Origin of the sequence: Xanthomonas sp. WHRI 6108 (assembly GCF_040202385.2) — a bacterium.
In the GTDB taxonomy this organism is placed as follows: Bacteria; Pseudomonadota; Gammaproteobacteria; order Xanthomonadales; family Xanthomonadaceae; genus Xanthomonas; species Xanthomonas arboricola.
Genome location: NZ_CP168198.1, coordinates 1,918,922 through 1,943,483 on the forward strand (window position 1 = coordinate 1,918,922; position 24,562 = coordinate 1,943,483).

The following is a 24,562-nucleotide window of genomic DNA, read 5'->3' on the forward strand; positions in this document are numbered from 1 at the left end:
ATTTGGGATTCGCAACGGCAACGGCAACGGCGCTGGGCTGATGCTGCCGCGTGGAAGACGCGTTCTAGCGGCCTGAAGATTGCTTGGGGTGTCGCTCCTGCTGTTGGCATGAGAGCGACATCTGCTCCAGCCTGCAGCTGCGAATCCCCAATCCCGACTCCCTAATCCCGGTCTTCCAGGATCATCGCCAGTGCCACCCGGCGGCCTTCGCTGGCCAGCACGTTGTAGGTGCGTGCCGCGGCCGCATTGGTCATCGCTTCCAGGCCGATGCCGCGGGTCAGGCAGGCTGCCAGCACGTCCGTCTTCGGGAACTGCTGCCGCTCGCCGGTGCCGAGCAGGATCACCGCCGGGGCGAGCGCCAGCACCGCGTCCATATGCGCGACCTGGAGCTGTTCCAGGCCGGAGACCGGCCAGCCTTCCACCAGCTCGTCGGGCATCAGGATGAAGCTGCGCTGCAGAATCTGATCGTTCACCTTGGCGTGGCGGCCATCGGCCGCGCGCAGCGCATAGGTGTAGTCGGGGTGTTCCTGGCTTAAGGGCATATCGAACTCGTCGGGTCAGCCGCGCGGCAGCACGATCTGACGCTTTTCCTTGCTGGGGCGGTACAGGATGGCGACATGGCCGATCCGCTGCACCAGCGCGCTGCCGGTCTGCTCGGTCAGTTCGGCAATCATGGCGTCACGGGCCTCGCGATCCTCCGATGTCACCTTCACCTTGATCAGTTCGTGGCGCTCGAGCACTTCCTCGAGTTCGGCCAGAAATGCCGGCGTGACCCCTTTGCCGCCGGTTTGCAGCAGTGCCTTGAGATCGTGGGCCTGGCCGCGCAGGAAACGGTTCTGGGCGGAGGTGAGAACAATGGACATGCAGGATCAAAGGGCAGCAAAGGGTGTTCAGGGTATCATGGCGACCCGTTCAGACCCCTTTGCCGATGCCTTCCCGTAGTAAAAGCAGCCAGCGCTGGCTCAAGGAACACTTCGCCGATCCGTTCGTCAAGAAGGCGCAGGCCGAAGGCATGCGCTCGCGTGCGGCCTACAAGCTGGAAGAACTGCTCCAGCGCGGCCGCCTGCTCAAGCCGGGCATGGTGGTGGTCGACCTGGGCGCGGCGCCAGGCGGTTGGTCGCAACAGGTACGCAAGTCCATGGGCGACAGCGGCCGGGTGGTGGCGCTGGATATCCTGGAGATGCCGCCGCTGGCCGGCGTGGAGTTCCTTCACGGCGACTTCAGGGAGCAAACCGTCCTATCGGAATTCGAGGCGATGCTGGGCGATGTGCCGGTGGACCTTGTGCTGTCCGATATGGCCCCCAATAAGAGTGGCATGGATGCGGTCGACCAACCGCGGATGATGCACCTGGCGGAACTGGCGATGGAATTTGCCGACACCCACCTCAAACCGGGCGGGGCGTTCCTGATCAAGCTGTTCCAGGGTGTCGGGTCCGACGATTACATTCGTGAGCTTCGCCGCCGCTATGACAAGGTGACGATTCGCAAGCCGGCGGCCTCGCGCAAGCGTTCCCCGGAAGTTTATGCGCTCGGTCAGGGCAAGCGTGCCCAGATCAAGTAAGCTGCCAATGACCACCGTGTTTCAAGAATTTGAAGAGTAGAGGGCACCGGAGCCAATGAGGATGAACGACTTGACCAAGAATCTGCTGCTGTGGGTGGTCGTCGCGGTTGTGCTGATGGTCGTCTTCCAGAGCTTTTCGCCGCGGATGGCGGGCGGTGTCGGCCCCGACTCGATCACCTACACCCAGTTCCTGAAGGAAGTGGACTCGGGCCGCGTCAAATCGGTGGACTACACCGACGAGACCAACCTGGCGGTCAACGCGATCCGCTTCAAGCGCACCGACGGCAGCGAAGCCACCGTCTACGGTCCGCGCGACGACAAGCTGGTCGACGTGCTGTATAGCAAGAACATCGAAATGACCCGCCAGAAGCCCTCCACCGGGCCCGGCTTCTGGTCGTTGGTGCTCAATTTCCTTCCGGTCATCCTGATCATCGGCTTCTGGCTATTCATCATGCGCCAGATGCAGGGCGGTGGCGGTGGCGCCAAGGGCGCAATGAGCTTCGGCAAGTCGCGCGCCAAGCTGCAGGGCGAGGACCAGGTCAAGATCACCTTCGCCGACGTCGCCGGCTGCGACGAGGCCAAGGAAGAAGTCGGCGAGCTGGTCGACTTCCTGCGCGACCCGACCAAGTTCACCAAGCTGGGCGGCAAGATCCCGCGCGGCGTGTTGATGGTCGGCCCGCCCGGTACCGGCAAGACGCTGCTCGCCAAGGCGATCGCCGGCGAGGCCAAGGTACCGTTCTTCAGCATCTCCGGCTCGGACTTCGTGGAAATGTTTGTCGGCGTGGGTGCCAGCCGCGTGCGCGACATGTTCGAGCAGGCCAAGAAGCATGCGCCATGCATCATCTTCATCGACGAAATCGATGCGGTGGGCCGTCATCGCGGCGCCGGTCTGGGCGGCGGGCATGACGAGCGCGAGCAGACCTTGAACCAATTGCTGGTCGAGATGGACGGTTTCGAAGGCGGCGAAGGCGTGATCGTGATCGCCGCGACCAACCGTCCCGACGTGCTGGATCCGGCGCTGCTGCGTCCGGGCCGTTTCGACCGCCAGGTCGTGGTCGGCCTGCCGGACGTCAAGGGGCGCGAGCAGATCCTGCGTGTGCACATGCGCAAGCTGCCGCTGGCCGACGACGTGGTGCCGATGGTCATCGCACGCGGTACGCCGGGCTTTTCCGGTGCCGACCTGGCCAACCTGTGCAACGAGGCGGCGTTGTTTGCCGCACGCGGCAGCGAGAAGGAAGTCCGCATGGACCACTTCGATCGTGCCCGCGACAAGATTCTGATGGGTGCCGAGCGCCGCTCGATGGCCATGAGCGAGGACGAGAAGACGCTCACCGCGTACCACGAGGCAGGCCACGCCATTGTCGGCCGTCTGGTGCCCGAGCATGACCCGGTCTACAAGGTCACCATCATTCCGCGTGGTCGTGCGCTGGGCGTGACCATGTACCTGCCCGAGGGCGACCGCTACTCGATGAATCGCGTGGCGATCGAGTCGCAGCTGTGCTCGCTGTACGGCGGCCGCGTTGCCGAAGAACTGATCTTCGGTGGCGACAAGGTCACCACCGGCGCGTCCAACGACATCGAGCGTGCGACCAAAATGGCACGCAACATGGTGACCAAGTGGGGCCTGTCCGACGAGCTCGGCCCGGTGGCCTACGGCGAGGAGGAGGACGAGGTGTTCCTGGGGCGCTCGGTCACCCAGCACAAGAACGTTTCCGACGAGACCGCGCGCAAGATCGACGAAGTGGTGCGCTCGATCCTGGACAAGGCTTACAGCAAGACCAAGGCCATCCTCACCGAGAACCTGGACAAGCTGCACGCGATGTCGCAGCTGCTGCTGCAGTACGAGACCATCGACGTGCCGCAGATCGACGCCATCATGGAAGGCCGCGAGCCGCCGCCGCCGGCGGGTTGGGGCAAGTCCGACAAGGACGGTGGCAACAACAACGACAAGGGCAGCCCGCGTCCGTTGCCGCCGATCGCCGGGCCGGCCGAGCAGCTGTAACCGACGCATCGGTCAGCTGCAGCAGCATCCATCAAGGCCGGGAAGCGATTCCCGGCCTTGATGCGTTGTAGCGACGCCTCGCCCCGGCGGCGCTGATCGCAACCATCCAAGGAGACACCACCGATGTTCGATACTGCCCTCAAGCTGGATTGCGCCGGTCGCGCGCTGCGACTGGATGCGCCGCAGGTGATGGGAATCGTCAATGTCACGCCGGATTCGTTTTCCGACGGCGGCCAGCACGCCAGCTGCGACGCCGCCATCGCGCATGGTTTGAGGCTGGTCGAGCAGGGCGCTGCGGTGCTGGATATCGGTGGCGAATCCACCCGCCCCGGTGCCACGCCGGTATCGCTGGAGGAAGAGCTGCAGCGCGTGGTCCCGGTGATCCAGGCATTGGCGCAGCAGACCACTGTCCCGATCAGTGTGGATACCTACAAGCCGGAGGTGATGCGCGCGGCGGTCGCAGCCGGCGCCGGCATGATCAACGACGTGCATGCGCTGCGCTCGCCGGGGGCGCTGGATGCGGCAGCCGAATTGCGGGTGCCGGTGGTGTTGATGCATGCACGCAGCGCGCCGCATGCGATGCAGGACGCGCCGCACTATGACGACGTGGTGGCCGAGGTGCATCGCTTCCTGGCCGAGCGCATCTTCGCGGCCGAAATGGCCGGGATCGACAAGCGCCGCTTGATCCTCGACCCGGGGTTCGGCTTCGACAAGACCACCACGCACAATCTGACCGTGCTGGCGCAGTTGCAGCGCCTGCAGGAGTTCGGTCTGCCGGTGCTCGCGGGGCTCTCGCGCAAGCGCAGCATCGGTGAGTTGACCGGGCACCAGCTCGCCGCAGAGCGCGTATACGGCTCGGTCGCCGCGCATCTGATCGCCGCCCAACACGGCGCGATGTTGCTGCGGGTGCATGATGTGGCCGCCACCGTGGATGCCCTGAAGGTGTGGAGCGCGATGACGGCGATTCCGCTGCCGCGCGTGAGCGCGCCTGCGGCACCGAGCATTCGCTGGCCGGACGAGGACTGATGCCGGCCGACCGCCGCCCGCTGGCGATTGCGCTGATGGGGCCGACCGCCAGCGGCAAGACCGCGCTGGCACTGGACGCCGCGCAGCGCTGGAACGGCGAGATCGTCAGTGTCGATTCGGCGCTGGTGTATCGCGGCCTGGACATCGGCGCGGCCAAGCCGGATGCGGCGATGCGCGCGACAGTGCCGCATCACTTGATCGATCTGCGCGAGCCCTGGCAGATCTATTCGGCGGCGGAATTCGCCAGCGATGCGCGGCAGGCGATCGAGCAGATCGTGGCGCGCGGCAAGCTGCCGATTCTGGCCGGCGGCACCGGGCTGTACTTCCGCGCCTTGCTGGAAGGGCTGTCGCAGTTGCCCGAGGCCGATCCGGCGGTGCGCGCGGCAATCGCAGCCGAAGCCGGGGAACTTGGCTGGGCGCGGATGCACGCACAACTGGCGAACGTCGACCCGGTCGCGGCGGCGCGCATCCATACCACCGATCCGCAGCGGATCCAGCGTGCGCTGGAGGTCTACCGCATCAGCGGCAGGCCGATCAGCTACTGGCAGGCGCTACCGCTGGGCCCGCGCTTGCCGGTGCGGGTGCTGAAGGTGGTGCTGGCGCCGCGCGAGCGCGCGGTGCTGCATGCACGCATCGAACAGCGCCTGGACACGATGCTGGCACAGGACTTCCTGGCCGAGGTGGAACGTCTGCGGGCACTGCCGCAACTGCGTGCAGTCTCCGCGCCGCTGGATCTGCCCGCAGTGCGCGCGGTGGGGTATCGCCAGGCTTGGGAGTACCTGGATGGGGCCGGTCGCCTGGCCGACTTTCGCGACAAGGCGGTGCAGGCCACCCGTCAACTGGCCAAGCGGCAGCTCACCTGGCTGCGTGGCGAGCTCGACGCGCGCTGGTTCGACCCGGAGCATGACCGCCAACGATTGGAAAGTGCACTTGTCGGCTTCCTCGGCCAACGTCCCGCTGTACGGCAGACTTCAGGCGTGTAACATCCCGTTTCCGGGGCCGGCTGGGGATGGCAGGTGTCGACCGGGACTATAAGAACAATAATGAAGAGGAGTTTTCGATGGCTAAGGGGCAATCTTTACAGGACCCATTCCTCAACGCGCTGCGGCGCGAGCGGGTGCCGGTTTCTGTGTATCTGGTCAACGGCATCAAGCTGCAGGGCACGATCGAGTCGTTCGACCAGTTCGTGGTCCTGCTGCGTAATACCGTGAGTCAGATGGTCTACAAGCACGCCATCTCCACGGTCGTGCCGGCGCGCAATGTGCGCGTGGGACCGGGTGGTGGGTATGTGCAATCCAATGAAGGCAACCAGGCGGAAGATGACGACGTCGAGCAGTAATGGAGTAGTGCGTGTTTGATCGCTCACGCAAGGGTGAACACGCGTTGTTGATTCAGACCCACTCCGGTGGGCCTGCCGAAGAAGATGTGCTGGAGGAGTTCGCCGACCTTGCCAAGTCGGCGGGCGCCACGGTGGCGGCCACGCTCACCGCGCGCATCGACAAACCGAACCCGTCGACCTTGATCGGCAGCGGCAAGCTGGAAGAGATCAAGGCCGCCGCCGAGGCCACCGGTGCGGATCTGGTGTTGGTCAATCACACCTTGTCGCCCGGCCAGGAGCGCAATCTGGAGCGCTATCTGGAGCGGCGCGTGATCGACCGCACCGGCCTGATCCTGGACATCTTCGCGCAACGGGCACGCAGCCACGAGGGCAAGCTGCAGGTGGAGCTGGCGCAGTTGCGGCATATGGCCACCCGGCTGGTCCGCGGCTGGACCCACCTGGAACGTCAGCGCGGCGGCTCGATCGGCCTGCGCGGCCCTGGCGAAACCCAGCTGGAAACCGACCGCCGCCTGCTGCAGAAGCGGGTGGAGCAGTTGCAGCAGCGGCTGGAAAAGGTCGAGGTGCAGCGCACCCAGATGCGGCGGGCGCGCATGCGCAGCGAACTGCCGCGGATTGCATTGGTCGGTTACACCAATGCCGGCAAATCCACGCTGTTCAACGCCTTGACCGGTGCGGAGGCCTACGTGGCCGACCAGTTGTTCGCCACGCTCGATCCCACCGTGCGCCGCATCGCGCTGCCCGGCGGCAGTGCGATCCTGGCCGACACGGTCGGCTTCGTGCGCGACCTGCCGCACCAACTGGTCGCCGCATTCCGTTCGACCTTGTCCGAGGCGCGCGACGCCGATCTGCTGTTGCATATCGTCGATGCGGCCGACCCGCTGCGCGAGGAACGCATCCAGCAGGTCGATGAGGTGTTGCATGCGGTGGGTGCGGGCGATCTGCCGCAGCTGCTGGTATTCAACAAGATCGACAAGATCGAAGGCGCGCAGGTGCGTCACGATGCGCAGGACGGCATTCCCGACCAGGCGCGGCGAGAGCGCGTGTGGGTCTCCGCGCGCGACGGACGCGGGCTGCAGGAATTGCAGCATGCGCTCGGGCAGCGACTGGACCTGCGCCATGTGACCGGGCAACTGCGGTTGCCGCCGTCGGCCGGCCGTCTGCGCTCGAAGTTGCATCAACTGGAAGTGGTGCGCGGCGAGCAGTCCGACGAGGACGGCTGGTTGCTGGAGGTCGACCTGCCGATGGTCGAGGCCGAGCGCCTGGCTGCCGGCGACGACGGTGCGCCACTGCGGGCGATGCTGCCCGATCGTCGCGAAGACTGGGAGTCGTGAGTGGCGCTGCACGGTCGGCTTGTGCCAGCCGTGCAGATCGCCGTTGTCGGGGCAGGCCGATATCTGCCGGCGGTGTGGCGATCGCGCTGGGTGACGGTGGGTTCTGTTGCTGGCGCGACCGAATGCGTGTCTGCAGCAGTCGTGCAGGCGTGAGAATGTCCGCCAGCCGCCGATATCCTTGCGATCCGGTTACCAGCGCAGCCGATGCCCGTTGCCATCGGCTGCACACCGCCACTGAACCTCGGCCACGTCGTCGCTGGCGCGGATTGGGCGCCAGCGCAGACAGGCGCGGCGAATTCGGCTAAAACGTCGGTTGCTTCTTCATGCGCCGTGCCCATGTCCATGTCCGCCGATTCCGAACTGCAGCAGCTGGCCGAACGCCTCGGTCAGCAGCTGCTTGCCGCGCGCGAGCGCCTGGTCACTGCCGAGAGCTGCACCGGTGGCTGGATCGCCAAGGCAGTCACCGATGTGGCGGGATCCTCGCACTGGTTCGATTGCGGCATGGCCGCCTACAGCTACGAGGCCAAGCAGGCCTTGCTGGGCGTGCGGCCGCAGACGCTGGAAGTGCATGGTGCGGTCAGCCGCGAAACGGTGATCGAAATGGTGTCGGGCGCGCTGGTCAATTCCGGTGCGAGCATCGCGGTGGCGGTGACCGGCATCGCCGGCCCGGGTGGCGGCAGTGAGGACAAGCCGGTCGGCACGGTATGGATCGGCTGGAAGCGGCGCGGCGGCTATGCCACTGCGCAGTTGTTCCAGTTCGCTGGTGATCGCGATGCAGTGCGGCGTCAGACCGTGGTTGCCGCGCTGCAGGGCTTGAGCGCACTGCTCTAATTCCGGCGAATCCGTCGATCGCTACGAGCTCGGCGCCAGGGCCAGCTGGCTAGGTGACAACCGTCTGCTCAATGCCGCGCTGTTCTACCAGGACTTCAGCGACTTTCAGCGCAGTCATTTCCTCGCAACCAGCTTCTGGTGGGTGCCATTCCCAGCGAGGTGTCGCGCGGCATCGATACCGAACTGCTGCGGCAGGGCGTCATCCCAGGCCCGATGCGGCAGGGCGGGCTCAGCTACACGGATGCTGCGTTTGGTCGCGATCCGCTGCTGCCCGGCAGTCGTGATTGTCTAGGCGCGCCGCGCACGTATGGGGTGACCTTGCGCTTACGGGATGAAGGCTCGAAGACCTGGGTACGCCATTGCCAAGCCACCAGGATGCAAGCGTAGGCGCAACCTCGGCTAAGCCGGCAAACGTCCATGACGCGACAGGCTGGTGCAGATCGGCTACAAACAAGGTCCCGTCTTCAACCCGCATGCCGATGCTTCCGCTGTTTGCTCATGCGTTGTTTTTGTCCGTACCGTGCCGATTTGCTGGCGATGTCCCGGTGTTGCCCGATGGCCTGCGCGCATCCTGCAGGCAACCGATGCCGGAGGCGGCCGCTCGGTGCGCCATCGTGTGCGCAAGCGATCATGCCGCCCTGGCGGTTGCGCGTGGTCGTGCATGCTCAATGGGTGCGCGCAGCGACGGCACACATGCAGCGATGCACGTTAACGCCATTTGTCCTGTTGCCGCAGCGCGATCGCAGGCGGTGTGCTGATGTGGGAAGCGCTCGGTACCGTTCGGGACCTGGGGCGGCTGCAGGAAATCGCCGCGGTGCTGATCCGTTACGGATTCGGCGATGTGGTGCGGCGCATCGGGCTTGCCGACGTGCTCGAACGTGCCGGCAAGCTGCTGCACTGGCATAACGCCGAGGGCCGCCTGCGCATGTCCGCCGCGACGCGGGTGCGGCGCGCGCTCGAGGAACTCGGGCCGACCTTCGTCAAGCTGGGGCAGGTGCTGGCCACGCGTGTGGACCTGCTGCCGCCGGAGTGGATCGAGGAACTGAGTGAGCTGCAGAACGCGGTGCCTGCGCTGCCGTTCGAACAGATCCGCCCGCAACTGGTCGCAGCCCTGGGCGCGGAGCCGGAAAGCGTGTTCGCACGCCTGGACGAACAGCCTCTGGCTGCGGCATCGCTGGCGCAGACGCATCGCGCCTGGCTGGCCGATGGCACGCCGGTGGTATTGAAGATCCGCCGCCCCGGCATTGGCGATGTCATCGATGCGGATCTGCGCCTGTTGGCGCGCCTGGCGGAAATCGTGGAAACGCGTGCCCCCGATCTCAAGCGCTATCGCCCCGCCGAGGTGGTGCAGCAGTTCACCGTCTCCCTGCGGCGTGAACTCGATTTCGCCGCCGAGTGCCGCAATGCCGAGCGCATCGCAGCCAATTTCGTCAACGACCCCCAGGTGGTGGTGCCGTCTGTCTATTGGCAGTGGACCTGCGAATCGCTCAACGTGCAGGAATTCATCGACGGCATCCCGGGGCGGGATCTGGTCGCCGTGGATGCGGCCGGCCTGGACCGCAAGGCGCTCGCACGCACTGGCGCCGGGATCGTGTTGAAGATGGTGCTGCAGGATGGCTGCTTTCACGCCGACCCGCATCCGGGCAACATTTTCTATCTGCGCGACGGGCGCATCGCCGTCATCGATTTCGGCATGGTCGGACGCGTTTCCGAGCAGCGCCGCTTCCAGGTCGCACAATTGCTGCATGGCATGGTCAGCTACGACGCCGAAGCGGTCATCGACGTACTGCTGGAATGGGCCGGTACCAGCCTGGAAATCGATGAGTCGCGGCTGCAGCAGGATATCGGTGCCTTCGTCGACGAGTACCGCGGGGTGCCGCTGAAGGAGCTGCGCATCGGCGCGATGCTGGGCGATGTGACCTCGATCCTGCGTGATCACGGGCTGACCCTGCCGTCGGATCTGGCGTTGATGATCAAGGCGTTTCTGACGCTCGAAGGCATGGGACGCCAGCTCGATCCGGATTTCGACATGGCCACCGAGGCGCGCCCGTATCTCGAACGCGTGGTGCTGCAGCGTTATGCGCCCAGCGCAATGCTGCGGCGCAGCCGTCGCACCGTGACCGGCGCGATCGACCTGATCGGCGATCTGCCGCGCGACCTCAAACGGCTGCTGCAGGCCGCGCGGCGCGGCAAGCTGCAACTGCAGATCGAAACGCGTGCATTGCGCGAGTTCGGCGAGCAGGTCGATCGCGCGGCCAACCGGCTCACCATGGGGATCGTGACTGCCGCGCTGGTGATCGGCTCGTCGATCGTCATGAACAGTGTCGGGGGCAGTGCCAGCCGCTGGCTGCTCGCGTTGGGCGTCGGCGGGTTCATCGGTGCAGCCCTGTGCGGCGTCTGGATCCTGTTCTCCATCTGGCGCAGCCGACGCTAGACGCGGCACATGCTGCCCCCCGATTGCCGGACTGCGCATGGCGCACGGCGCGGCTATTGCGCAGGAGTCAGTTAGTAGTAATACTACTAACCATGGACCTGACCGATACCCAGCAAGCAATCCTGGCCTTGATCGCCGAGCGCATCGATGCCGACGGCGTACCGCCCTCGCAGACCGAGATCGCGCGCGCCTTCGGCTTCAAGGGTGTGCGCGGCGCGCAATACCATCTGGAGGCATTGGAGCAGGCCGGTGCGATCCGTCGCGTGCCCGGCCAGGCCCGCGGCATCCGTCTGGCCGGGCAGGGCGCCCAGTCGCGCACCCCGCCTGCCGCTGCAAACGAGCCGGTGCGCGATGATGTGCTGCGCCTGCCGGTGCTGGGACGCGTGGCGGCAGGCCTGCCGATTGGCGCGGATATCGGCTCGGACGACTTCGTGGTGCTGGACCGGGTGTTCTTCTCGCCGTCGCCGGACTATCTGCTCAAGGTGCAGGGCGACTCGATGCGCGACGAAGGCATCTTCAACGGCGACCTGATCGGGGTGCACCGCACCCGCGACGCGCGCTCGGGGCAGATCGTGGTGGCGCGCATCGATGAGGAGATCACGGTCAAGCTGTTGAAGATCGGCAAGGACCGCATCCGCCTGCTGCCGCGCAACCCGGACTACGCGCCGATCGAAGTGTTGCCAGATCAGGATTTCGCGATCGAGGGCCTGTACTGCGGGCTGTTGAGGCCGAATCGTTGAGTACTGCGCCGATGGCCCCACTGGCGTTATCCCGAGCCGGTGCCGCAGGATTTCCCGCTGCCATCGCCATGGCCACCTCCCTAATCTGAGTGTGTCGCAGCCAGTCTCAGCCTGTGCGATACACCGCCGTTACATTAGCCCTACACCGAAATCACTGACAAGGATCACCCAGATGGATGAGAACAAGAAGCGCGCCCTTTCCGCCGCACTGAGCCAGATCGAGAAGCAATTCGGCAAAGGCTCGGTGATGCGCATGGGCGACCGTGTGATCGAGGCCGTCGAAGTCATTCCGACCGGCTCGCTGATGTTGGACATCGCACTGGGGATCGGCGGCCTGCCCAAGGGCCGCGTGGTGGAGATCTATGGTCCGGAATCGTCGGGCAAGACCACCCTGACCCTGCAGGCGATTGCCGAATGCCAGAAGAAGGGAGGCACCGCTGCCTTCATCGACGCCGAGCATGCGCTGGACCCGATCTACGCCGCCAAGCTGGGCGTCAATGTCGACGACCTGCTGCTGTCGCAGCCGGACACCGGCGAACAGGCGCTGGAAATCGCCGACATGCTGGTGCGTTCCGGTTCGGTGGACATCGTGGTGGTCGACTCGGTCGCCGCGCTGACTCCGAAGGCGGAAATCGAAGGCGAAATGGGTGACCAGCTGCCGGGCCTGCAGGCCCGCCTGATGAGCCAGGCGCTGCGCAAGCTGACCGGCAATATCAAGCGTTCCAACACGCTGGTGGTCTTCATCAACCAGCTGCGCCACAAGATCGGCGTAATGATGCCGGGCCAGAGCCCGGAAGTGACCACCGGCGGCAATGCGCTGAAGTTCTACGCATCGGTCCGTCTGGACATCCGTCGCATCGGCGCGATCAAGAAGGGCGACGAAATCATCGGCAACCAGACCAAGATCAAGGTGGTCAAGAACAAGCTGGCGCCTCCGTTCAAGCAGGTCGTGACCGAAATCCTCTACGGCGAAGGCATCAGCCGCGAGGGTGAGCTGATCGACATGGGCGTGGAAGCCAAGCTGGTCGAGAAGGCCGGCGCCTGGTACAGCTACGGCGAAGAACGCATCGGGCAGGGCAAGGACAACGCGCGTGGCTATCTGCGCGACAACCCGCAGGTTGCAGTGCGGCTGGAAGCCGAGCTGCGTGAGAAGTTCCAGCCGGCCGAAGCGCCGCGCGAAGCCGGCGACGACGTCGAGAAGGAATAACAGCAGCCAGGCAGTGCGAGCCCAGCCGTCATCAGGCAGGTGTCTCGGCAGCAGCGCGAACCGGGACGTCCGCGTGGGGCCACCCCGGTTCTGCCTACCGGCCGCGTCCGCCTGATGGCAGAACGGCAGCACTGACGGCTGTGGCAGGTTTTCTATCGCGGGGACGGCGGAGTCAGTGCCGTCGCTTCCCGCGGTAGATCTATTGAAGGCCAGGAGGGCAGGCGCCACGGACGGCGCATTGATGCTGTGTGGTTTTGGTACTCGGGACACCCACGATGGACGAGCAACAGCCCGCGCCAAAGCGGGGACGCCGGTTCAAGGAGCAGACGCCGGTACAACGCGCACTGGGATTGCTGGTGCGGCGTGAGCATTCGCGCAAGGAATTGAATCGCAAGCTGCTGGCGCGCGGTATCGAGCCGGACGCTGCACAGGCGGCCGTGGAGCGCCTGGCTGAGGAGGGGTGGCAGGACGACACCCGTTTTGCGGCCTCGGTCGTACGCAATCGTGCAGGTTCGGGCTACGGTCCACTGCATATTCGCGCCGAGCTCGGAACCCACGGCCTGGACAGCGATGCCATCAGCGCCGCAATAGCGACGTTTGAGGGCGACTGGACCGAAAACGCGCGCGACCTGATCCGCCGTCGCTTCGGCGAGGAAGGGCCTACCGATCTCCCGCAGCGGCGCAAGGCCGCCGATCTGCTGGCACGGCGTGGTTTCGATGGCAACAGCATTCGCAGCGCCACGCGCTTCGACCTTGAGGACTGAGGGCGTCAGGCCTGCTACCCTTCGTGTTTTCAGGTTGTTCCGCTCATCTGCGCCCACATCTCATTGGGTGACCGGGACTGCCGCCCGCCCAATGCCAGCACATGAACGCATCCGCCAAATTCAGCACTTCCCAGATCCGTAGTGACTTCCTCGCGTTCTTCGAGGGGAAGGGCCACACCATCGTGCCATCCGCGCCGCTGGTGCCGGGCAACGACCCGACCTTGCTGTTCACCAACTCCGGCATGGTCCAGTTCAAGGACGTCTTCCTCGGCGCGGAGAAGCGTAGCTACGTGCGCGCGGCCGACGTACAGCGCTGCCTGCGTGCCGGCGGCAAGCACAACGATCTGGATTCGGTGGGCTACACCGCGCGCCATCACACCTTCTTCGAGATGCTGGGCAACTGGTCGTTCGGCGATTACTTCAAGAAGGACGCCATCAGCTGGGCCTGGGAGCTGCTGACCCAGGTCTGGAAGCTGCCGGCGGAGCGGCTGCTGGTCACCGTCTATCACACCGACGAAGAAGCCTTCGCGCTGTGGCGCGACATGATCGGCATTCCGGAAAGCCGCATCGTGCGCATCGGCGACAACAAGGGTGCGCCGTACGCGTCGGACAACTTCTGGCAGATGGCCGATACCGGCCCGTGTGGTCCGTGCACCGAGATCTTCTTCGACCACGGCGACCATATCGCCGGTGGCCCCCCGGGCTCCCCGGATGAAGATGGCGACCGCTTCATTGAGATCTGGAACCTGGTCTTCATGCAGTTCGACCGCCAGCCCGATGGCACCCTGGTGCCGCTGCCGGCGCCGTGCGTGGACACCGGCATGGGCCTGGAGCGCCTGGCTGCGATCCTGCAGCACGTGCATACCAACTACGAGATCGATCTGTTCCAGGCCTTGATCGGCAAGGCCAGCGCGCTGACCGGCGTCACCGATCTGGAGAACAAGTCGCTGCGGGTGATCGCCGATCACATCCGCGCCTGTTCGTTCCTGATCGTCGACGGTGTGCTGCCGTCCAACGAAGGCCGCGGCTATGTGCTGCGCCGGATCATCCGGCGTGCGCTGCGCCACGGCTGGATGCTGGGGGTACGCCAGCCGTTCTTCAGCAAGATGGTGCCGACCCTGGTCGAGCTGATGGGCGAGGCCTATCCCGAACTGGTGGTCGCGCGGGAGACCGTCGCGCGCGCGTTGCTGGCCGAGGAAGAGCGCTTTGCCGAGACGCTGGACGCCGGCATGAAGATCTTCGACGACGTTGCTGCGCGCTCGCAGGAAGTGATTCCCGGCGCCGATGCGTTCCGCCTTTTCGATACCTACGGGTTCCCGGTCGATCTGACCTCCGACATCGCACGCGAGCGCGGCTTGCGCGTGGACATGGAGGGCTTCGAGTTCGCCATGGAGCGTCAGCGCGAGACCGCGCGTGCCGCCGGCAAGTTCGGTGGCGGCGTCGCATTGCCGGCCGATCTGGTCGCCACCATGTCGCCGACGGTGTTTCTGGGTTACGAGGCCTACGATGCCGATGCACTCAAGGTCGTGGCGTTGCTCAAGCAGGGCAGGCCGGTCGAACGTGCCGAAGCCGGCGACGAGGTCATCGTGTTCACCGACCGCACGCCGTTCTATGCCGAGTCCGGTGGTCAGGTCGGCGATAGCGGCCAGCTGAGCGGTAGCGATGTCTCCATCGAGATCGCTGACACCCAAAAGTTTGCCGGCCAGTTCCATGGCCATGTCGGGCGCATTACCGAGGGTGCGCTGGCATTGGGCGATGTGCTGGCAGGCGGCATCGACGTGCAGCGTCGCGGCAAGACCATCCTCAACCACTCGGCCACGCATCTGCTGCATGCGGCCCTGCGCGAGGTGCTGGGCACCCACGTGCAGCAGAAGGGCTCGCTGGTTGCACCGGACCGCTTGCGGTTCGACTTCTCGCACTTCCAGCCGATCACGCCCGAAGAGCTCGCCGTGATCGAACGCAAGGTCAACGCCGAGGTGCGCACCAACCACAGCGTGGAAGTGCACAACATGGCCATGCAGGAGGCGCTGGATTTCGGCGCGATGGCGCTGTTCGGTGAAAAGTACGGCGAGAACGTGCGTGTGTTGAAGATGGGCGGCTATTCCACCGAGCTCTGCGGCGGCACCCATGTCACCCGCACCGGCGACATCGGCTTGTTCAAGATCACCTCCGAGGGCGGTGTGTCCTCGGGTGTGCGTCGCATCGAGGCGGTGACCGGGCAGGGCGCGCTGGACCATGTCGCCGATGAGGAACGACGTCTGCTCGAGGCAGCCAGCCTGCTCGGCGGCAATGCCACCGAGGTGGTCGACAAGGTTCGCGCGCTCACCGAACGTCAGAAGCGGCTCGAGCGTGAGCTGGAGTCGCTCAAGGCCAAGCTGGCCTCCGGCGCAACTGCAGACCTGGGTTCCAGCGCGGTCGATGTGGCAGGCGTCAAGGTGGTCGCCGTGCGTCTGGAGGGCTTCGATGCCAAGGCGTTGCGCGATGCGATGGATCGCCTCAAGCAGCAGTTGGGCGATTCGGTCATCGTGTTGGCAGGCGCGGCTGGCGGCAAGGTTGCGCTCGTTGCCGGCGTGAACGGCAGCCCAACTGGCAAGGTGAAGGCGGGGGAACTCCTCGGGCATATCGCCAGTCAGATCGGAGGCAAGGGCGGTGGTCGTCCGGATCTCGCCCAGGGTGGTGGCGAGGATGGTCCCGCCCTTGCGACCGCGCTGGAAGGCGTGCCCTCCTGGGTCAAGCAACACTTGGGCTGAACACTTGTCCTGGTATGCCTTGCTGCTTGGCAGGGTGTCCCGCTACCATTTCCGGTCTATTCCCTTTACCTAGGGCGCGCCTCGTCAGTCGGCCGCCGATGCTGGTGGGAAACCCACCGGTTCCAGGAGATTTGCAAAATGTTGATCCTCACTCGCCGGGTAGGCGAAACCTTGATGATCGGCGACTCGGTCACTGTGACCGTACTCGGCGTCAAGGGCAATCAGGTGCGTATCGGCATCACCGCACCGAAAGATGTTGCTGTACACCGCGAGGAAATCTATCAGCGGATCCAGCGTGGGGATGAGCCGGTCGCTTCCGGTGCGCATCAGGGCGACGATTCTTCGAATTGATCGTCATAAAGGGTTTACGTTAGCCCCTCTTACCCGGTATTCTTCGCGGCCTGCAACGGACACCGCGGCAGGACGCAAAAACTGGAGCGATGCCCGAGCGGCTGAAGGGGCTCCCCTGCTAAGGGAGTATAGGGTCAAAAGCTCTATCGAGGGTTCGAATCCCTCTCGCTCCGCCAGTGTTTCAAACGCCCGCAAATCCCTGATTTGCGGGCGTTTTCATTTGTGCCGGCAGGTCAGTGACGGTCTGCAGTGGCATCGCTGGCGCCACGCTGGTGGCTGTGCCGGCCTCAGCATCTGAATTGCCACGAACGCGCTGCATGCAGCGATTCAAGTAAGCCGGGCACGGGTCGCTAAGGCTGTGACACCTCTCTCGGATCTCACCCCGATGCGCCTACCGCCTCTGCTTGGACGCCTGTTTTCTTCCCGGAGCCGTGGGCTGCAGCACAAGGCCGATGCGGTGGACCGGGTGATGGCGGTGATCGAGTTCGATCTTGATGGCCGCATCCTGCATGCGAACCAGAATTTCCTGTCGCTGATGGGCTACCGGCTCGACGAAGTTGTCGGTCAGCATCACCGCATGTTCGTGACCCCCAGCGACCGCGACAGCGAAAGCTATCAGCAGTTCTGGCAGGCGCTGCGTCGTGGCGACTTCAACGCCGGGCGATTCTGCCGGCTGGACAAGAACGGGCGCGAGGTATGGATCAACGCTTCCTACAATCCGTTGCTGGATCGTGCAGGCAAGGCCTATCGGGTGGTCAAGTACGCCACCGACATCACCACGCAGGTGCGCCAGACCGCCGACTTCGAGGGCCGCATCGATGCGATCGACAAGGTCATGGCGGTCATTGAGTTTTCGCTGGATGGCACGGTGCGCGATGCCAACGAGAATTTCCTTGCGGTGATGGGCTACCGGCTCGATGAGATTCGCGGCAAGCACCATGGCATGTTCGTGGACGCGCAAACGCGTCAGTCGGCGGCCTATCGCGCGTTCTGGGAGAAGCTGGGGCGCGGCGCGTTCGACGCGGGGCGCTACAAGCGCCTCAACAAGGACGGCAGCGAGGTGTGGATCCAGGCGTCCTACAACCCGGTGCTCGACGAGCACGGGCGGCCGTACAAGGTGGTCAAGTACGCCACCGACGTGACCCGTCAGGTGATCGATTCGGCCGACGCCGATGGTCGCATCCAGGCCATCGACAAGGTGATGGGCGTGATCGAGTTCGATCTGGAAGGGCGCGTGTTGAGTGCCAACGACAACTTCCTGGCCATTTTGGGGTACTCCGCCGAGGAGGCGATCGGCCAGCATCACCGCATCTTCGTGGACGCGAACTACGGTGCCTCCGAAGACTATCGGCATTTCTGGGCGAAGCTGGCGCGTGGGCAATTCGATGCGGGCCGCTACCGTCGGCTGCGCAAGGACGGCAGTCCGGTGTGGATCCAGGCGTCCTATAACCCGATCCTGGATGTGTCCGGTCGTCCGTACAAGGTGGTCAAGTACGCCACCGATGTCACCGATCAGGTGCGCTCGGCCGAGCGCATGCGTCAGTTGATGCAGCAGACCATGAGCATTGCGCAGAACGTGCAGCGCGAGGCGCACCATATTTCGGTCAGCAACCAGGACCTGGTGAGCCGCTCGTCAACGCAGTCGGCAGCCGTGGCGCAGACCTCGACCACCATTGATCAGCTGGCAGAGACCGTACGCAGCAATTCCGACAGTGCCGGCTCGGCGCAGCGCATGGCCGAGGCATCGGCCGATGTTGCCCGACGCGGCGCTACCGTCATCGCCGACATGGTCAAGACCACGGCCGGCATACGCTCGGCTACCGATCGTATCGGCCAAATCATCGAGGTGATCGACGGCATCGCGTTCCAGACCAATATCCTGGCCTTGAATGCGGCCGTGGAAGCGGCACACGCTGGCGAGCAGGGGCGTGGATTTGCCGTGGTGGCGACCGAGGTGCGCAGCCTGGCGCAGCGCTGCAGTGTCTCGGCGAAGGAAATTCGCGGCTTGATCGACAATGCAGCCGACCAGGTGGGCGATGGTTCGCGCCTGGCCGAGCAGGCCGGGGCGGTGATGCAGGACATGGTCAGCTCGGTGCTGCGGGTCACCGCGACCGTGGAGCAGATTGCCGCTGCCAGTCAGGAGCAGGCGCGGGACATTTCCACCGCCAACACCGCGCTGCAATCGATCGGTGTGCAGGCGCGCGACCAGGCGCAGATGGTCGACGATCTGGCGCGCTCGGCGCGTGTGCTGGAAGCCGATGCCGATGCGCTGTTTGCGCTAGTCAATGGCGACAGCGATGGCGCGGCGGAGGCGGCTGCCGTGCGCAGCGAACCCGCGAGCAAGTCGCTTGTCAGGCCTGTCAAGCCGCAGGCGGCATGATCCCGCGCAGAGTGCTGCGCGGGATTGTCGATGCGCGGCGTCGTCGCAGCTGCCCTGCAAGCAGAGGTGCCTGAGCACAAAAAAGCCCGCCGGAAGCGGGCTTTTTGATATCGGCCGATCCCCAGTGCGCGGCGTGCCGCCTGGTCTGCGGCACGCCGTGCGCTGAGCTGGTGGCGCTTACCTCGGCAGATCGAACACCAGCACTTCCGCATCGCGTGCATCGGCCAGCACGATCTCCGGCTCGTCGGTGATCTGCAACGCATCGCCGGCCGACAGCGCCTGGCCATTGACGCTCAGGCTGCCGCGCGCCACCTGGACGTAGCCGATGCGGCCCTCGGCCAGTGGCTGCTGCAGACGCACCTCGCCATCGAGGATCGAGGCATACAGGCGCGCGTCCTGGTGCAGGCGCAGCGAGCCGTGCTCACCGCCGGGCGAGGCGATCAGGCGCAGCTGGTTGCGCTTGCTGTCGGCATCGAAATGCTTCTCCTCGTAGCTGGGCTCGATGCCGCTGCGCTCGGGCATCACCCAGATCTGCAGGAAGTGCACCGGTTCGCTGGCGGAGTGATTGAACTCGCTGTGGGTGACGCCGCTGCCGGCGCTCATGCGCTGCACATCGCCGTAGTGCAGGACCGAGCCGGTGCCCATGCTGTCCTTGTGCTCCAGCGCGCCGCCCAGCACGTAGGAAATGATCTCCATGTCGCGGTGGGCGTGGGTGCCGAAGCCTTCGCCCGGGATCACCTTGTCTTCGTTGATCACCCGCAGCGGGCCGATGCCCATGTGGCGCGGGTCGTGGTAACTGGCGAAGGAGAAGGTATGGCGCGAGGACAGCCAGCCATGTTCGGCGCGGCCACGGGTTTCGCTCTTGCGGACATTCAACATGCTGCTTCTCCTTGAAAGGGTTGGTGTCGCCAGGAAATGAATCGGTGTCCCGGCGGCTTGATGGCTAGTCTCTACCTCCGCGCCGGCGCCAAAAAGCGAGTAGATTTGGCCGCTATCATCGAAAAAATCGAACAATGAAGATCAGCCTGGAAGCACTGCAGATCCTGGATGCGATCGACCGCCGCGGCTCGTTCGCGGCCGCGGCCAAGGTGTTGTTCAAGGTGCCGTCGACGATTTCCTACACGGTCTCCAAGCTGGAGGACGATCTGGGCGTGCAGCTGTTCGAGCGGGTCGGGCCGAAGGCGACACCGACCCAGGCCGGGCGCGAACTGCTGCGCGAAGGGCGGCAGCTGCTGCGGGCCGCGCAGGAGCTGGAGGTGCGGGTGCGGCGGGTGGCCTCGGGCTGGGAGTCGGACTTTGCGATCGGGCTGGATGCGATCCTGCCGGTGGCCTTGCTGCAGGCGCAGATCCTGGACTTCTACACGGTGGCCGACAGCACCCGCCTGCGCGTGGTGAGCGAATCCTTGTCCGGCAGCTGGGAGGCGCTGCTGGATCGGCGCGTGGACCTGATCGTGGCGGCGGGCGAGGGGCCGAGCGGTGGCGGCTATGTCGCCGAGACGATTGGCACGCTGGGCTTCGTGTTCGCGGTGGCCTCCACGCATCCGCTGGCGGGCGCCGGCCTGCTGGGCGCGGCCGAGCTGGCCGAACACCGTGCGATCGCGGTGGCGGATTCGGCGCGGCGTCTGCTGCCACGCACGGTGGGCCTGCTCTCCGCGCGCGATGTGCTCACCGTGCCGGACATGCAGGCCAAGCTGCAGCTACAACTGGCCGGCGCCGGCTACGGTTTTCTGCCCGAGCCGTATGCGCGCGGCGCGCTGCAGGACGGCCGGCTGCGCGCGCTGCAGGTGGAAACCCATAAACCTGATGAAACCTTCTACCTGGCGTGGCGGCCGGGCGAGGAGGGCGAGGCATTGGGCTGGTGGCGGCGCGCACTGCGCCGCGATGGACTGTTCGATGGCTGGTTGCAGTCGCTTGCCGAAACGTATCGTTCCGTCGCCGGCGGGCAGCCGCGCGTGTGAGGAAGGGCGGATAATGGGCCCTCGCCGTCGCGCAGGGTCGCCGCATGCAAGGCTTGATCGAACAGTACGGATTGGCGCTGGTCTTTGCCAACGTGCTGGCGTTGTCGCTGGGCCTGCCGGTGCCGGCCCTGCCGACCCTGGTGCTGGTCGGTGCCGGCTACGCGCTGCAGGGCGGCAGCGACGCCTGGCTGGCCGGATTGCTGGCGTTGGCTGTGTCGGTGCTGGCAAGTCTGCTCGGTGACCTGGCCTGGTATCTGGCAGGCCGCCGTTTCGGCAACCGCACCCTGCAGTCGCTGTGCCGGCTGTCGCTGTCGCGCGATACCTGCATGAAGAAGACCGAGCGGTTCTTCTCGCGCTGGGGTGTGCGGGTATTGGCGGTGGCCAAGTTCGTGCCCGGTCTGTCGATGGTCTCGGTGCCGATGGCCGGTGCGATGCGGGTGCGCCCGGCGGCATTCCTGCGCTACGACGCCCTGGGTGCGTCGCTGTGGGCGTTCGTCGGGCTGAGCCTGGGCGCGCTGTTCGCGCATCAGGTCCAGGACGTGCTCGCGTTGCTGTCCGATCTGGGCTCCGGTGCGGTGGTGGTGCTGGCCGTGTTGCTGGCCTGCTACGTCGGCTGGCGTTGGTGGCGGCGGCATGCCTTGCTGCGCTCGCTGGAGCACGCGCGTATTGCGGTGGACGAACTGGTGCCGTTGCTGGATGGCGACGAAGCGCTACGGCCGACGGTATTGGATATCCGTGCGCCGGGCCATCGCGATCTGCAGCCGTACACGATTCCCGGCGCGGTGTTTGCCGACGAGCGTCAGCTTGCGCAGATCCTGGCCAGCGTGCCGCGCGATCGCAGTGTGGTGATTTATTGCGCGTGTCCGGACGAGGTGTCGGCGGCGTGGTTGGCCGGTCGGATGCGCGAGCGCGGATATGGCGACGTGCGGCCGTTGCTGGGTGGGCTGGATGCATGGCGCGACGCCGGGCATCCGGTGACCTCGCTGCTGCCGGTGGCGGTGGTTGCCCGTACCGATGATGTGCTGGGCGCGATGGCCTGACCGCAGTGACGCGATGTCCTGCGGCGGGCGTGCTGGTCTTTGGCAGTTGCTGCGTCGCGTTCGCTGCGTGGTAACAGCGCGGCCACGCCATGCGCTCGAACAACAGGCAAAAAAAAGACCAGCAAGCTGGTCGTTTTCTTCAAGATTGGTGCGCCCGGAGAGATTCGAACTCCCGACCGCCTGGTTCGTAGCCAGGTACTCTATCCAACTGAGCTACGGGCGCATTATCTTGTTTTGACTTGCATTTCCAACTTGCAGATCCGTCGCAATGCGATCGGACCCTTGTAACTAAAAAGACAGCGGTTGAAGGCTGTCTCTTAATTGTTCTGAAGATGGTGCGCCCGGAGAGATTCGAACTCCCGACCGCCTGGTTCGTAGCCAGGTACTCTATCCAACTGAGCTACGGGCGCGTCGTCAGGAGCGGAATTATGCGGATGCCCGGAGTCCTCGTCAATCCCTTTGTGACATTCGATTGTCGCTACCCTCATCGCCAAGACGCCGGCGCAACGCGGCGGCCACGGCGGCAGGCGTCTTCATCCATGCGAAGTGATCGCTGCGCGCGCCCAGTTGCGCATCGTCCAAGGCAACACGTTCGGCACGTGCCTGCGGCATTTTCTGCAGCAAGGCCTGCAAGGCGCCGGGCGGGCCGAAGCGGTCGCGTGCGAAGGTCACTGCGCTGATCGGCATGTCGAGTTGGCCCAACGCCTGCTCGAGATCCCACGATGTGCCTGCCGCACGATAGCGATTGCTGCGACCGACCTGCGCCCAATCGGCGATCAGGCTGCGCGCCTCGGTGCCGCCGAAACCGAGCCTTCGCCCGTGCAGCACGCCTTGCGTGCGTGCCAGCCATGGCAGCAGCCGGAAGATCAGCGGCAGGCCGTAGCGCATCGGCACCGGGAAATTGCGCCAGTACGGCGAGCCGCTGGCGACCAGCCACAGCTGCGCAATCCGTGCCGGCTGCAACGCGGCATGGCAGCAAGCCAGTTGGCCGCCCAGGCTATGACCGCCCAGCACGCACGGCAGCTGCGGGTCATGCAGGTCGAGCAGCGCGCGGCTGGCGGGGATATCGTCGGAAAGCAGCGTGCGATAGCCCCAGTCGTGCTCGCGCGAGGGGCGCAGGGTGCTGCTGCCGTTGCCGCGCCACTCGTGCAGATACACCGCAATGCCGGCGCCGGCCAGGGCGTGCGCGAACGGCTGATAGTGCCGGGCGGCAACGCCCAGTGCCGGCAGCCACAGCAGGCTGGCGATCGGCCGCGCCGGTGCGTGGCGCAGCACCTGCCAGGCATGTCCATCCGCTGCGGTCACGGCGAGCGCGCTGGCCTGCACGCTCATGGGCTGGACGCGGCGCCGAAATGGTCCAGCACCAGCACCTCGCCGTGACCGGGGCTGTGGCCCAGGCGGATGGCGCGGGCGATGTAGTCGATGGCTGCTTCGCAGGCGTTGAGCAGGGACAGGCCCTGGCACAGCTGCGCGGCAATGGCCGCCGACAGGCTGCAGCCGGTGCCATGCGCATCGACCTGCAGGCGCGGATGCATGAACACGTCCTGGGTGACACCGTCATCGAAACGGTCGATCACCCGCGCGCCCTCGTGCAGGTGACCGCCCTTGAGCAGTACCGCGTTGGCGCCGAGTTCGAGCAGGGCGGCGGTGGCATGCTCGGCGGCGTCGGCATCGTCGATGCGGCGTCCGGTCAGCAGTTCGGCTTCGGGCGTATTCGGTGTGATCAGCGTGGCCAGCGGCAGTAGACGCGCGCGCAGGGCCTCCAGCGCGGCGTCTTCGAGCAGGCGGGCGCCACTGGTGGACACCATCACCGGGTCGAGCACCACGAACGGTGGGCGATGGGTTTCGAGCAGATCGGCCACGCAATGGATGACCTCGGCGTTGGCGAGCATGCCGAGCTTGACTGCCTGAATTTCGAAGTCCGCAAAGCAGGCATCGATCTGCGCCCGCAGAAACGCGACCGGGGGGATATGCACGGCAGTGACGGCGCGGGTGTTCTGCGCGGTCAATGCGGCGATCGCCGACAAGCCGTGCACGCGGTGCGCGGCAAAGGTCTTGAGGTCGGCCTGGATGCCGGCACCACCGCCGGAATCGGAGCCGGCGATGGTCAGGGCGGACAGCGTGCTGGACGTGGTCATGGGGGGATTCTGCACTGCTGTCTGGCGGATGTGCGGATCAGCGCGTGCGCCAGCGACGCCACTGCAGATTGCCAATATAGCCGGCACCGGTCACTCCGGTCAGGCCCGCCGGCAGGTAGAGCGCGTCGTAGTGCCAGCGCTGGAACAGCCAGGTGCCGAGCATGCTGCCGCCGAGAAAGCCGCCGATGATCAGCCCGCTCAGCGTGAGCCGGCGCACCTGCAGCGGGCGCCCGCGCAGCAGATGCCCCAGGCCGATGCCCAGGTCGGTGAACATGCCGCTCAGATGGGTGGTGCGGACCGCGGCGCCGCTGAGGGTGGTGGCCATGGCGTTCTGCAGGCCGCAGGCGCCTGCGGCGACCAACGCGCCGCCGACATGGTGCAGCTTGAACAGCGGGATTGCGGCCAGCAGCAGCAGCGCTTCGAGCAGCAGCGCCGCACCGTAGCGCTGTCCCAGCCGCAAGACATCGTCCTGGATGATCAGGCCGCTGAGCATGGCGCCTGCGCAGAAGGCGATCAGGATGCCCCAGAGAAAGCCGATCTCCGGTGCGCTGTTCTGCACCAGGGCCACGCCGAGCAGGCTGGTGGTGCCGGTGAGGTGGCTCACCACCTGATGCTCGGAGCCCAGGTAGCCGACCACGTTGACCATGCCGGCCACGCCCGACAACGCTACCGCGCCGATCCAGACCCAGCGCGGCAGCAGCAGGCCCATC

The 24,562-nt window shown here is 65.7% G+C and carries 22 protein-coding genes and 3 tRNA genes; 17 read left to right on the plus strand and 8 right to left on the minus strand.

Annotation, left to right across the window (positions count from 1 at the left end):
• Nucleotides 1-161 precede the first annotated feature (161 nt).
• Both ABQ039_RS08350 and yhbY read right to left on the minus strand, forming a co-directional pair.
• A complete protein-coding gene (locus tag ABQ039_RS08350) occupies nucleotides 162-542 on the minus strand; it encodes an Mth938-like domain-containing protein (RefSeq protein ID WP_349777869.1) in 381 nt (126 codons plus the stop codon).
• Nucleotides 543-557: 15 nt separating this feature from the next.
• A complete protein-coding gene (yhbY, locus tag ABQ039_RS08355; RefSeq protein ID WP_024939574.1) occupies nucleotides 558-863 on the minus strand; it encodes a ribosome assembly RNA-binding protein YhbY in 306 nt (101 codons plus the stop codon).
• Between the two features lie 65 nt (nucleotides 864-928).
• On the opposite strand from yhbY, the gene rlmE reads away from it, so the two are divergent.
• The 15 genes from rlmE (at nucleotide 929) to ABQ039_RS08430 (ending at nucleotide 18,716) form a co-directional block, all read left to right on the plus strand.
• Nucleotides 929-1,561 (plus strand): 23S rRNA (uridine(2552)-2'-O)-methyltransferase RlmE, encoded by a 633-nt coding sequence (gene rlmE / locus ABQ039_RS08360; RefSeq protein ID WP_349777868.1) that lies wholly within the window; start codon nucleotides 929-931, stop codon nucleotides 1,559-1,561.
• A gap of 61 nt (nucleotides 1,562-1,622) precedes the next feature.
• Entirely contained in the window at nucleotides 1,623-3,563 is a 1,941-nt protein-coding gene (gene ftsH, locus ABQ039_RS08365) for an ATP-dependent zinc metalloprotease FtsH (protein ID WP_024939575.1), read from the plus strand.
• 123 nt (nucleotides 3,564-3,686) lie between these two features.
• The gene (gene folP / locus ABQ039_RS08370) at nucleotides 3,687-4,589 is read left to right on the plus strand and encodes a dihydropteroate synthase (RefSeq protein WP_167762707.1); all 903 of its coding nucleotides are present in this window, start codon (nucleotides 3,687-3,689) and stop codon (nucleotides 4,587-4,589) included.
• Entirely contained in the window at nucleotides 4,589-5,572 is a 984-nt protein-coding gene (gene miaA, locus ABQ039_RS08375; protein WP_349777928.1) for a tRNA (adenosine(37)-N6)-dimethylallyltransferase MiaA, read from the plus strand. The genes folP and miaA overlap by 1 nt, the downstream gene beginning before the upstream one ends.
• A 77-nt stretch (nucleotides 5,573-5,649) precedes the next feature.
• A complete protein-coding gene (hfq, locus tag ABQ039_RS08380) occupies nucleotides 5,650-5,928 on the plus strand; it encodes an RNA chaperone Hfq (protein ID WP_005915027.1) in 279 nt (92 codons plus the stop codon).
• Between the two features lie 11 nt (nucleotides 5,929-5,939).
• Nucleotides 5,940-7,259 carry a ribosome rescue GTPase HflX gene (gene hflX / locus ABQ039_RS08385; protein WP_024939578.1) on the plus strand — a complete coding sequence of 440 codons (1,320 nt, stop codon included), beginning with the start codon at nucleotides 5,940-5,942 and terminating at the stop codon, nucleotides 7,257-7,259.
• Nucleotides 7,260-7,595: 336 nt separating this feature from the next.
• A complete protein-coding gene (locus ABQ039_RS08390) occupies nucleotides 7,596-8,090 on the plus strand; it encodes a CinA family protein (RefSeq protein WP_039515969.1) in 495 nt (164 codons plus the stop codon).
• Between the two features lie 757 nt (nucleotides 8,091-8,847).
• On the plus strand, nucleotides 8,848-10,524 hold the full coding sequence (ubiB, locus tag ABQ039_RS08395; RefSeq protein WP_054591131.1) for a 2-polyprenylphenol 6-hydroxylase: 1,677 nt from the start codon (nucleotides 8,848-8,850) through the stop codon (nucleotides 10,522-10,524).
• Nucleotides 10,525-10,616: 92 nt separating this feature from the next.
• Nucleotides 10,617-11,264, plus strand: coding sequence for a transcriptional repressor LexA (gene lexA / locus ABQ039_RS08400; RefSeq protein ID WP_024939582.1), 648 nt, complete (start codon nucleotides 10,617-10,619; stop codon nucleotides 11,262-11,264).
• 172 nt (nucleotides 11,265-11,436) lie between these two features.
• The gene (gene recA / locus ABQ039_RS08405) at nucleotides 11,437-12,471 is read left to right on the plus strand and encodes a recombinase RecA (RefSeq protein WP_016904265.1); all 1,035 of its coding nucleotides are present in this window, start codon (nucleotides 11,437-11,439) and stop codon (nucleotides 12,469-12,471) included.
• A gap of 275 nt (nucleotides 12,472-12,746) precedes the next feature.
• Complete coding sequence (recX, locus tag ABQ039_RS08410; RefSeq protein ID WP_349777867.1) at nucleotides 12,747-13,235, plus strand: recombination regulator RecX; 489 nt, start codon at nucleotides 12,747-12,749, stop codon at nucleotides 13,233-13,235.
• A gap of 101 nt (nucleotides 13,236-13,336) precedes the next feature.
• Nucleotides 13,337-15,985, plus strand: coding sequence for an alanine--tRNA ligase (gene alaS, locus ABQ039_RS08415; RefSeq protein ID WP_349777866.1), 2,649 nt, complete (start codon nucleotides 13,337-13,339; stop codon nucleotides 15,983-15,985).
• A 138-nt stretch (nucleotides 15,986-16,123) separates the two neighbouring features.
• The gene (gene csrA, locus ABQ039_RS08420) at nucleotides 16,124-16,336 is read left to right on the plus strand and encodes a carbon storage regulator CsrA (protein WP_024939585.1); all 213 of its coding nucleotides are present in this window, start codon (nucleotides 16,124-16,126) and stop codon (nucleotides 16,334-16,336) included.
• An 83-nt stretch (nucleotides 16,337-16,419) separates the two neighbouring features.
• A tRNA-Ser gene (locus ABQ039_RS08425) sits at nucleotides 16,420-16,512 on the plus strand.
• 236 nt (nucleotides 16,513-16,748) lie between these two features.
• The gene (locus tag ABQ039_RS08430; RefSeq protein ID WP_349777927.1) at nucleotides 16,749-18,716 is read left to right on the plus strand and encodes a PAS domain-containing protein; all 1,968 of its coding nucleotides are present in this window, start codon (nucleotides 16,749-16,751) and stop codon (nucleotides 18,714-18,716) included.
• Between the two features lie 177 nt (nucleotides 18,717-18,893).
• Here the strand turns inward: ABQ039_RS08430 and ABQ039_RS08435 are convergent, their stop codons facing one another.
• Entirely contained in the window at nucleotides 18,894-19,595 is a 702-nt protein-coding gene (locus ABQ039_RS08435) for a pirin family protein (RefSeq protein WP_054591122.1), read from the minus strand.
• Between the two features lie 134 nt (nucleotides 19,596-19,729).
• On the opposite strand from ABQ039_RS08435, the gene ABQ039_RS08440 reads away from it, so the two are divergent.
• Nucleotides 19,730-20,674 carry a LysR substrate-binding domain-containing protein gene (locus ABQ039_RS08440; RefSeq protein WP_065032317.1) on the plus strand — a complete coding sequence of 315 codons (945 nt, stop codon included), beginning with the start codon at nucleotides 19,730-19,732 and terminating at the stop codon, nucleotides 20,672-20,674.
• Between the two features lie 44 nt (nucleotides 20,675-20,718).
• Nucleotides 20,719-21,714, plus strand: a complete 996-nt coding sequence (locus ABQ039_RS08445; RefSeq protein WP_024940830.1) for a DedA family protein/thiosulfate sulfurtransferase GlpE — start codon at nucleotides 20,719-20,721, stop codon at nucleotides 21,712-21,714.
• A 146-nt stretch (nucleotides 21,715-21,860) separates the two neighbouring features.
• Here ABQ039_RS08445 and ABQ039_RS08450 read toward each other — a convergent pair.
• The 5 genes from ABQ039_RS08450 to ABQ039_RS08470 form a co-directional block, all read right to left on the minus strand.
• Nucleotides 21,861-21,937, minus strand: a tRNA-Arg gene (locus ABQ039_RS08450).
• A 110-nt stretch (nucleotides 21,938-22,047) separates the two neighbouring features.
• Nucleotides 22,048-22,124 (minus strand) — tRNA-Arg (locus ABQ039_RS08455).
• A gap of 40 nt (nucleotides 22,125-22,164) precedes the next feature.
• Nucleotides 22,165-23,046: an alpha/beta fold hydrolase gene (locus ABQ039_RS08460; RefSeq protein WP_184610594.1), complete on the minus strand. Its 882-nt coding sequence runs from the start codon at nucleotides 23,044-23,046 to the stop codon at nucleotides 22,165-22,167.
• Entirely contained in the window at nucleotides 23,043-23,852 is an 810-nt protein-coding gene (gene thiD / locus ABQ039_RS08465; protein WP_054591120.1) for a bifunctional hydroxymethylpyrimidine kinase/phosphomethylpyrimidine kinase, read from the minus strand. The genes ABQ039_RS08460 and thiD overlap by 4 nt, the downstream gene beginning before the upstream one ends.
• A 37-nt stretch (nucleotides 23,853-23,889) precedes the next feature.
• Nucleotides 23,890-24,561, minus strand: coding sequence for a YoaK family protein (locus ABQ039_RS08470; protein ID WP_184610592.1), 672 nt, complete (start codon nucleotides 24,559-24,561; stop codon nucleotides 23,890-23,892).
• Nucleotide 24,562: the final 1 nt, after the last annotated feature.